The following is an 8560-nucleotide window of genomic DNA, read 5'->3' as shown; positions in this document are numbered from 1 at the left end:
ACATATTCTTTATACTCTTGTGAAAAGTGCTTTCCCATATTTTGAACACGTCCTTTTAAATGATAGTTTTATTATAATAAATTCTCATTTATACGTGTCCACTTTTTAGACTAACTCTAATTCAGACCAATCTCAAATGAAAAAACCGCTTAAAATCCTGATATATAGGGAATTATACAAATTTATATAATATAAATAAAATAATTGACGATTATGGGAATCACTGGTATTATAAGTGCATACAAAGAAATTTGTCGAAAATTAGCGAATGACATATAAAAGTTATAATTACTCTGGGAGGAGAAAAGGAATGAAATCTACAGGTATTGTTCGTAAAGTTGATGAATTAGGACGCGTGGTAATTCCTATCGAATTAAGACGTACATTAGGTATTGCGGAAAAAGACGCATTAGAAATTTATGTAGATGATGAAAAAATCATCTTGAAAAAATACAAACCTAATATGACATGCCAAGTTACTGGTGAAGTTTCTGATGATAACCTATCACTTGCTGGTGGAAAATTAATCCTAAGCCGTGAAGGTGCAGAACAATTAATCAATGAAATTAAAGGTTCTTTTGAACTTTCTAAATAAGAAAAAAAGGTTTGTCCAATTTAGCATTCATTGGACAAACCTTTTTTATTCTATATGATATTCTTGATATACTTCCCTTTTTTGTATCCCTCTATCTACAGCAGTTTTTTTAATTGCTTCTTTTACCGTGATGCCATCTTTTTGAACATAATGGTCTACATGCTGAATGATGTTTAAATCATCCCACCAGCTATCTTGTTCTACTATTTCTTCACCTTGTTCGATAATGAGACAAAACTCTCCACGTACTTCTTCTGTTTGCGACCAATTTAATGCTTCCTCTACTGTTCCTCGAAGAAACTCTTCATAAAGCTTTGTTAATTCACGACATAACGTTATTCTTCTATTACCTAATAATTCTAGGATAAGAGACAAGCTTTCCTTTAATCTATGAGGAGATTCATACAAAATAATCGTTCCAGGAATATTTTTCAGAAAAAGTATTTCCTTTTTCTTTTCTTTCTTTTGTCTATTGAGAAATCCATAAAAGTAAAATGGATGGGTTGGTAAACCTGATGCAATAAGTGCTGTTAATGCTGCATTCGCTCCTGGTAGCGGAATAACAGATAACCCTTGTTCAATTGCTTCTACAACTAATTCATAACCAGGATCTGCAATAGTTGGCATGCCGGCATCACTTACTAAGGCAATTGTTTTCCCTTCCCTAATATGCTGAAGTAATTTCTTCCCACTTGTTTCCTTATTATGTTCATGATAACTAACAACAGGAGTGCTTATTTCAAAGTAATTGCAAAGCTTCCTTGTATTGCGAGTATCTTCTGCTGCAATCATATCTGCTTCTTTTAGCATTCTGATAGCTCGAAAACTCATATCCTCTAAATTTCCTATTGGGGTAGGTATTAAGTAAAGTGCTCCATTGTTCTCTTTAAAACTTTTTTGTTGTTTCATATCCTTCCTCGGCTTTCTTTTCTAAAAATTGCTCTTTCTTCTTCCTCGTTAGTTGCTTAAAAGCATATTCTGCTTGCATAGCCTCTTGTTTAGTAGTGAATACCTCATAATGGATAATAGATACTGGCAGGCGTACTCTCGTATATTTAGCACCTTTCCCTTCATTATGTGTATTCAGCCTTTTGATTAGGTTATTCGTGTACCCTGCATAAAAGCTATTATCCTTACACCTTAGAACATAGAAATAATGATTATTATTTTCCATATAGGATTTGGCTCATTTCCTCTGTATATTCATTCAGGTTTTTATATACAAATAAAGACGGTAAGATCTTTAAATCAGGCTTTCCATCTTTTATTGCTTCTATTAAAAGAATATTAGCTTCTTTCCCTTCCTTTGGATAGACAAATCGAATACGCTTTGGCTCTAATCGATAAGCCCTCATTAATGTAATGATATCTAATAGCCTTCCAGGTCTATGTACAAAAGCAACTTTTCCGCCTTGTTTAACAAGCTGACTTGATATTCTAATAGTATCTTCCAACGTACAGTGAATTTCATGTCTTGCTATAGCAAAATGCTCGTTAACATTAATTTCTTCAAGTGATTCTGTCTTTTTAAAGTAGGGAGGATTACAAGTCACCGCATCATACTTTTCAAAGCCTAAGATATTCGGGGCATTTTTAATATTCTCATGAATCATTTTGATCTTATTTTCTAATTGATTATACTTAATACTTCTATTTGCCATATTAAATAGGCGCTCTTGTATCTCTACTCCAATAATCTCACTTTCTGTACGAAGAGATAAGAAAAGAGGAATCACACCATTCCCACTACATAAATCAACAACCTTGCCTCTTTTTAAAGGGATTGACACAAAGTCTGCTAATAGCACTGCATCTAAAGAAAACGAAAACACCGTTGGACTCTGAATAATTCTTAATCGTTCATCTAATAAATAATCCAATCTTTCATCACCAACTAATTGCACCAAACATTGTTCCTCCATTCTGATAACAAAAGGGCCAGACCTTACAATTAACTTTAGTAGATACTCTCTACTAAAATGTGCTACTTGTAAGATAAGACCCTTTTTCTATTTTATTTCTTATTTAAGAATGATAAACAAAAGAGGCAATCTCCATCTTTTCTAGGGCTGCCAAAGTGGAGATTACAGATATGAAAGCCTTCTTGATATAATCTAGCTAAGTTATCATATCCTTCTCCAATATCAATGTTTTTATCCTCTTGTGCAGTAACCTGCTTGGAATTCCTTCTTTTGTTCTTCGTTTGTTTAGAGGACTTATCTTCTCTCGAAGTTTCTTCTAAATGTCTTCTTAAGTTCTCATTTTCAAGCTTTAACCTATTATTCTCTTCTAGAAGTTCGGCTACATGTTGCTTTAAGTCCCCTAATTGTGTATAGAGGTTGCCAATTTGGCTTTCCATATTAATCACTGATTCAAAAATTTCTTTTTTATCCACTTTTCCACCTCATTAATCTGTGGATTGAACTGAAACAGCATCTTCTTGTAGTAATTCTTCTAGAGTATATTCAAGCACTCGTTCTTGTTCAGATATTTCCACCTGGAGTACACGTTCTAATATATTTAAACCAACCACTTTTCCTTTTCCATTAGGTGTGTTAATCCATTCACCTAAGTCAGGAAGAAGTTCTTTAGCAGATTCATATTCATCATTCTCATATTTTAAGCAACACATCAATCTTCCACATAATCCAGATATTTTTGTTGGATTAAGAGATAAGTTTTGATCTTTTGCCATTTTTATGGATACTGGTTCAAAATCACCTAAAAAAGTAGAGCAGCAAAGCATTCTTCCACATGGACCAATTCCACCTAGCATTTTTGCTTCATCTCTCACTCCTATTTGACGAAGTTCGATTCTCGTGCGAAAAATAGAAGCTAAATCTTTTACTAATTCTCGGAAATCAACACGCCCATCTGCTGTAAAATAAAAGATAACTTTATTGCGATCAAAAGTATATTCTACATCCACTAGCTTCATATCTAACTCATGAAGGCTAACTTTGTCACCACAGACTTCATATGCTTCCTTAGCCGCTTGCTTATTTTCCTCTACAATCATTTGATCCTTTTGGTCAGCAATTCTTAAGACCTTCTTCAAAGGTAATACAACATCATTCTCTTCCACTTTCTTGGGACCAATTACTACCTTACCGAACTCGACCCCTCGAACTGTTTCAACAATGACATAATCCCCCTTTTGAATAAGCAACTCATTTGGATCAAAATAATATATTTTTCCAGCTTTTTTAAAGCGGATTCCTACAACATCATACAACCGAAGATCCCTCCTGTAGCTCTAGCACAAGCTGTTCCATCAATAATAATGGATTCATATTTCCTTGCAGCTTTCGCTTTGCTTCAAAAATAGCTGATATTTGTTCCGTTAAACGCTGAGTAGAGCTTTTGAGAGCATAACTCTCTAACTTTTCTCGTTCGCTTACGTATACAATCTGATTTTGCTTGCCTAGCTGTATATATAATAAATCTTTATATAGTAATAGCAATAAATCAAGCCCTCTATCAATCTGGTCTTTTTCTTTAAAATGAATGGACCATTCTCTTTGCAGAGCAATTAAAGCTTCTAATGGAGCACCTTTTAAAGCCTCATATAATTTTACCACTATTCTTTGTGCTTGTACAAACCAATCATCTTTACTGAGCATAATAGCTTCTTCAAAATTATTAGTAATATGGGCTAATATGGGGGCATCATTTGGTTTTATACCATTACTTACTAATTGTTCTGCCATCTCAAATGGAGATAATGGGGTAAAAGATATTACTTGGCAACGAGATAAGATAGTAGGTAATATTTGTTGAACTTGCTCCGTAAGCAGTATAGCCGTTGTCTCTGCATTCGGTTCTTCTAAAAATTTCAGCAAGCTATTAGCAGCATTTGTTGTCATCTTATCAGCATGCACAAGAATATAAATCTTTTTTCTTGACTCCACACCTGTTTTTGAAAATTCCTCTTGTAAACTCTGAATTTGATTTTTTTTAATAGATAATCCATCAGGTTCTACAAGATGAATATCAGGGTGATTTCCATGGTTTATTCGCTTACAGTTAGAACATGTTTCACATGGAACATATTCATCCCCTTTATTTTCACATAAAATGCTCTTTGTGAGAAGTATGCTTATCTCTTTTTTACCAGTGCCTTTCATTCCTTCAAAGAGATAAGCATGTGCCAATCTATCTTTCTTTAAGCTATTTTTCAACATTTTTAAAACAATGGGTTGTGTCCTTTCAAGCTGTTCCCATGTTCTTGTCAAGACAATCACTCCATCACGTGTATATATTAATTAATAATCCTTTTATTTCACCGATTTTATCAAGGATCCTTAAACCATCCTTCTCATTAGCCATAACCTCTTCAGTCAGCTCTAATAATTTATCATCGATTACTTGCACTGTATTGAGATCCCTACCTTGACCAAACTGATCCCATGAATTATCTCTCTTCAGCTCAAGACCATAATCAACAGCTTCTTTTACAAATTGCTTTACTAATGATTTATATTTATTTAAATCTTTGAGATTTTGTGATCGACTTAAAATATCCCCATAATCATCTATATTTTTCATCAGGTCATTTAGTTGGTCTACTCTTAACTTCTCATTTTGTTGCTTTACAAGACCTCTAAATTTTGTTTCACCTGTATTTGCTTTTAACTCTCTTTTCGTTCCTTCTGTACCAATTCGAACGTCTTTATTAATCTTCATATAAACCTCCTGAAGAACGGATGATGTGCAAATTAGAATTGTTTAAACTGTTCTACTGGTACTACAAATACTGTTGCTCCCCCAACTTCAACCTCAACAGGGTAAGGTACATAGGAATCAGCATTTCCACCCATAGGTGAAACAGGAGCTACTAGCTGATCTCTTGATTGGCAATTTTCTTTTATAATTTGTAGTGCTTTTTCTACTCTAATATCTTCTGTTCCTATCATAAAGGTCGTATTGCCTGATTTAAGAAATCCACCAGTACTTGCAAGCTTAGTTGCTCTAAAGTTATTTTCCACTAAAGCATTAAGTAATTTATTACTATCTTTATCTTGAATAACAGTCAGTATTAATTTCATATTTTCTCCGCCCCTTACTATAGTTTCCGAATATATTACTTTCCCCTTATTATAGCAATAATTAGAAAAACAAACATCTCAATAAAAAAATCATTTTAAATACTTATATATTATTATCTATATATTTATCCATAATCTCAATAGCTTGATTCAATACTCCCTCTAATGATTGTGAAGCATCTATTTTCACTATTCTTTCTGGATATCTTTCCATCACCTTATAGTAACCCTCTTGTACACGCAAATGAAAAGGAAGATCTTCAAGATCTAAACGATTAACTTCTCTATTATTAGTCTTATGAATCCTTTCTAAACCAACTTCAGGATCTAAATCAAAGTAAAGAGTTAATTGAGGCATTACTTCCCCGATAGCAAACTGATTAATATTCCATATTTCATCCATATCTAACCCTCTAGCATAACCTTGATAAGCTAAGGAGCTATCTATGAAACGGTCACAGAGAATAATCGCTTCCTCTTCAAGTGCAGGAATTACTTTCTCTACTAAATGTTGTCTTCTAGCAGCTGCATAAAGCAAGGCTTCTGTTCTCGCATCCATTTCTGTATGAGCTGGATGTAAAATGATTTCCCGTATCTTTTCTGCTATTGGTATACCACCTGGTTCTCTTGTTTTATAAATTTTCTTTCCTTGCTCCTGATAATGCTTTAACAACATATCTAATACAGTTGTTTTTCCTGCTCCCTCTGGTCCTTCTAATGTTATAAAAAGCCCTTTTGTCAAAATGTTATCCTCCTACTTATACACGAACTTATTGATCCATCACATTGGCTACATATACAAACCTTCGTTAACATGAGTCTAAGAAACATAACTCACAAAATATGCCGTGGATTCTTCCATTTACTTATTTATATAAACCATTATTTTTCCTTCATATATATATTCATTTCCTTGAAATCTGGCTCCAGCTTTTATTAGCTTTTGTATCTGATTAATATGGTGGCTCGTTATTTCCTCTCCTGGTAATAGAATTGGAATGCCAGGGGGATATGGAATAATAGATTCCGCACAAATATGATGCATAGAATTATTTAAAGAGATACTCTCTTTCTGAAGCAAAGATTGCTCCTTTTCACTAAGTTTTAATTCTACTACATTCATTTCATTTTTCACAGCGTCTTTCCATTCATTATGTTTATAATCTGCATAGGTACTATTCGCTAATACTTTTGCTATTTTTTCCACCGTTTCTTCTATAGGATAATTCTGCTCCTTTTTTAAGAGAGGAAATACAAAGAGAATATTATGTGAATCCGCCATTTCTGTATAAATCCCCTCAGCTTCTAACATCTTCTGAATTTCAAATCCACTATATTCACATCTAGATTGAATAGTAATTTTAAGAGGATCACCACTTGCTGGGAAATCTAGCACCTTCACTTGTCTTACTTTTTTTAATAAGTGACGAAAATACTCTATTTTAGCCAATAAATATTGCTCATCTTCTAACTGAAAGGTAGCCAAATAGTTTCTAGCCTTATCCAATGAAGCCATAATTAAATAGGAGGGACTACTTGTTTGTAATATCTCTAAGTATTTTTTTAGCCTATCCTTACTTACTCTATTTGTATTATAGTGGAGATAAGCCCCCATTGTTAGAGCTGGAAGGGTCTTATGAGCAGACTGAACTACTATATCTGCACCACATTCTATTGCTGAATGTGGAAAGGCATTTCTCCCAATCAAGTGAGCTCCATGTGCTTCATCAACAAGTACACATATTCCATGTAAATGTGCTAGCTCAATAATCGATCTTAAATCACCTACCATACCATAATAATTGGGTGATGTAATAACTAGTGTCTTCACATCAGGATACTCTTCTATTGCCTGTTTCAGCGTTTGAGCAGATAGAACAGTCTCTACATCCCATTCTTCGTTATACTCGGTATGAAGTAGGACAGGAACTCCTCTAGCAAGCTTAATACCATTCATTATAGACTTATGACTATTTCTTTGAACAAATACTTTGTCTCCATCTTCTATCGCTGCTAGTATCATTGCTAGATTTCCTACAGTACTTCCATTAACTAAGAAAAAGCTTTTCTTTACCTTATATAAGGTAGCAAGTAATGCCTCCGCTTCTGCAATCACTCCTGTTGGAGAATGTAGATCATCTAAATCGGTAAGTTCTGTTACATCCATTTCCCATAAATGATCCTTCCACATACTCTCCTCATCAATAAGTTGACCACTCTTATGTCCTGGAACATGATAGGAGATATTATTATTAGACTGAAAATCTAATAGCATAGAATATAATGGTGTTTTTTCTTGCATGTTACACTCCTCTTCTCATCTATTACTTCCTATATTGTATCATTAGCGAAGCTTATACCTTTTACTCATATGATAATTTTATAGTTTTTTAGAGTTATGGTATATCTATCTTTTTTAGTGGTTATCATAGTTTCTATGGAGGTGGAGAAAATGAGTATATATAAAAAAATATATCATTCTAGTGAAGAGGTATGTCTAATCTGCGAAACTAAAAAGGAGCAAGGAATACATATTATGCACTCTTTTATCTGTATGGATTGTGAAAAAGAGTTAGTGAATACAAAAACCAGTGATCCTAAATATTCTTTTTTTGTATATCAGATGGGTAAAGCTGTTTTCTCGCAGGATAAACGACGCGCTTAAGCATTTTGTGAGGCATAATAGAAGAATTAATATACAACAAAAAGCACCTAACAAAGTTAGATGCTTTTTTTGGTGCCTGGCGACGTCCTACTCTCACAGGGGGAGAGCCCCCAACTACCATCGGCGCTGAGAAGCTTAACTTCCGTGTTCGGTATGGGAACGGGTGTGACCTTCTCGCTATCGCCACCAGACTTATTAGGTTAGAGAAATTATTCTCTCAAAACTAAATCATTAGAAGAAACAAAGAACCAA

Annotated in this window: 12 protein-coding genes and 1 rRNA gene; 2 read left to right on the top strand and 11 right to left on the bottom strand. The window is 33.9% G+C overall.

Annotation, left to right across the window (positions count from 1 at the left end):
* The first annotated feature begins 310 nt into the window (after positions 1-310).
* Positions 311-595, top strand: a complete 285-nt coding sequence (locus F9279_RS24270; RefSeq protein ID WP_152116676.1) for an AbrB/MazE/SpoVT family DNA-binding domain-containing protein — start codon at positions 311-313, stop codon at positions 593-595.
* Positions 596-640: 45 nt separating this feature from the next.
* On the opposite strand, the gene rsmI is transcribed toward F9279_RS24270, so the two are convergent.
* The 10 genes from rsmI to F9279_RS24220 all read right to left on the bottom strand — a co-directional run bounded on the left by rsmI (position 641) and on the right by F9279_RS24220 (position 7945).
* Entirely contained in the window at positions 641-1504 is an 864-nt protein-coding gene (gene rsmI, locus F9279_RS24265) for a 16S rRNA (cytidine(1402)-2'-O)-methyltransferase (protein WP_152116675.1), read from the bottom strand.
* Positions 1482-1769: a GIY-YIG nuclease family protein gene (locus F9279_RS24260; protein WP_152116674.1), complete on the bottom strand. Its 288-nt coding sequence runs from the start codon at positions 1767-1769 to the stop codon at positions 1482-1484. Before F9279_RS24260 ends, rsmI begins: the two co-directional genes overlap by 23 nt.
* Positions 1759-2502 (bottom strand): tRNA1(Val) (adenine(37)-N6)-methyltransferase, encoded by a 744-nt coding sequence (locus F9279_RS24255; RefSeq protein ID WP_152116673.1) that lies wholly within the window; start codon positions 2500-2502, stop codon positions 1759-1761. The genes F9279_RS24260 and F9279_RS24255 overlap by 11 nt, the downstream gene beginning before the upstream one ends.
* 107 nt (positions 2503-2609) lie before the next feature.
* A complete protein-coding gene (gene yabA / locus F9279_RS24250) occupies positions 2610-2990 on the bottom strand; it encodes a DNA replication initiation control protein YabA (RefSeq protein ID WP_152116672.1) in 381 nt (126 codons plus the stop codon).
* Positions 2991-3002: 12 nt separating this feature from the next.
* Positions 3003-3830: a stage 0 sporulation family protein gene (locus F9279_RS24245; protein ID WP_152116671.1), complete on the bottom strand. Its 828-nt coding sequence runs from the start codon at positions 3828-3830 to the stop codon at positions 3003-3005.
* A complete protein-coding gene (gene holB / locus F9279_RS24240) occupies positions 3823-4830 on the bottom strand; it encodes a DNA polymerase III subunit delta' (RefSeq protein ID WP_152116670.1) in 1008 nt (335 codons plus the stop codon). Before holB ends, F9279_RS24245 begins: the two co-directional genes overlap by 8 nt.
* 13 nt (positions 4831-4843) lie before the next feature.
* Entirely contained in the window at positions 4844-5281 is a 438-nt protein-coding gene (locus F9279_RS24235) for a YaaR family protein (RefSeq protein ID WP_152116669.1), read from the bottom strand.
* A gap of 32 nt (positions 5282-5313) precedes the next feature.
* On the bottom strand, positions 5314-5643 hold the full coding sequence (locus tag F9279_RS24230; protein WP_152116668.1) for a cyclic-di-AMP receptor: 330 nt from the start codon (positions 5641-5643) through the stop codon (positions 5314-5316).
* Positions 5644-5746: 103 nt separating this feature from the next.
* The gene (tmk, locus tag F9279_RS24225) at positions 5747-6385 is read right to left on the bottom strand and encodes a dTMP kinase (RefSeq protein WP_152116667.1); all 639 of its coding nucleotides are present in this window, start codon (positions 6383-6385) and stop codon (positions 5747-5749) included.
* Positions 6386-6505: 120 nt separating this feature from the next.
* Positions 6506-7945 carry an aminotransferase class I/II-fold pyridoxal phosphate-dependent enzyme gene (locus tag F9279_RS24220; protein WP_152116666.1) on the bottom strand — a complete coding sequence of 480 codons (1440 nt, stop codon included), beginning with the start codon at positions 7943-7945 and terminating at the stop codon, positions 6506-6508.
* A 150-nt stretch (positions 7946-8095) separates the two neighbouring features.
* On the opposite strand from F9279_RS24220, the gene F9279_RS24215 reads away from it, so the two are divergent.
* A complete protein-coding gene (locus F9279_RS24215) occupies positions 8096-8308 on the top strand; it encodes a sigma factor G inhibitor Gin (RefSeq protein WP_152116665.1) in 213 nt (70 codons plus the stop codon).
* 74 nt (positions 8309-8382) lie between these two features.
* Here the strand turns inward: F9279_RS24215 and rrf are convergent.
* Positions 8383-8499, bottom strand: a 5S ribosomal RNA gene (gene rrf / locus F9279_RS24210).
* Positions 8500-8560: the final 61 nt, after the last annotated feature.

This window comes from Bacillus sp. B1-b2 (assembly GCF_009183415.1).
Lineage (GTDB): Bacteria > Bacillota > Bacilli > Bacillales > Cytobacillaceae > Niallia.
This window is presented reverse-complemented; position numbering and strand designations above follow the sequence as displayed.

Coding starts and splice junctions, on each gene's coding strand:
- F9279_RS24270 (WP_152116676.1), top strand. CDS start 311: ATGAAATCTACAGGTATTGTTCGTAAAGTTGATGAATTAGGACGCGTG.
- rsmI (WP_152116675.1), bottom strand. CDS start 1,504: ATGAAACAACAAAAAAGTTTTAAAGAGAACAATGGAGCACTTTACTTA.
- F9279_RS24260 (WP_152116674.1), bottom strand. CDS start 1,769: ATGGAAAATAATAATCATTATTTCTATGTTCTAAGGTGTAAGGATAAT.
- F9279_RS24235 (WP_152116669.1), bottom strand. CDS start 5,281: ATGAAGATTAATAAAGACGTTCGAATTGGTACAGAAGGAACGAAAAGA.
- F9279_RS24230 (WP_152116668.1), bottom strand. CDS start 5,643: ATGAAATTAATACTGACTGTTATTCAAGATAAAGATAGTAATAAATTA.
- F9279_RS24220 (WP_152116666.1), bottom strand. CDS start 7,945: ATGCAAGAAAAAACACCATTATATTCTATGCTATTAGATTTTCAGTCT.
- F9279_RS24215 (WP_152116665.1), top strand. CDS start 8,096: ATGAGTATATATAAAAAAATATATCATTCTAGTGAAGAGGTATGTCTA.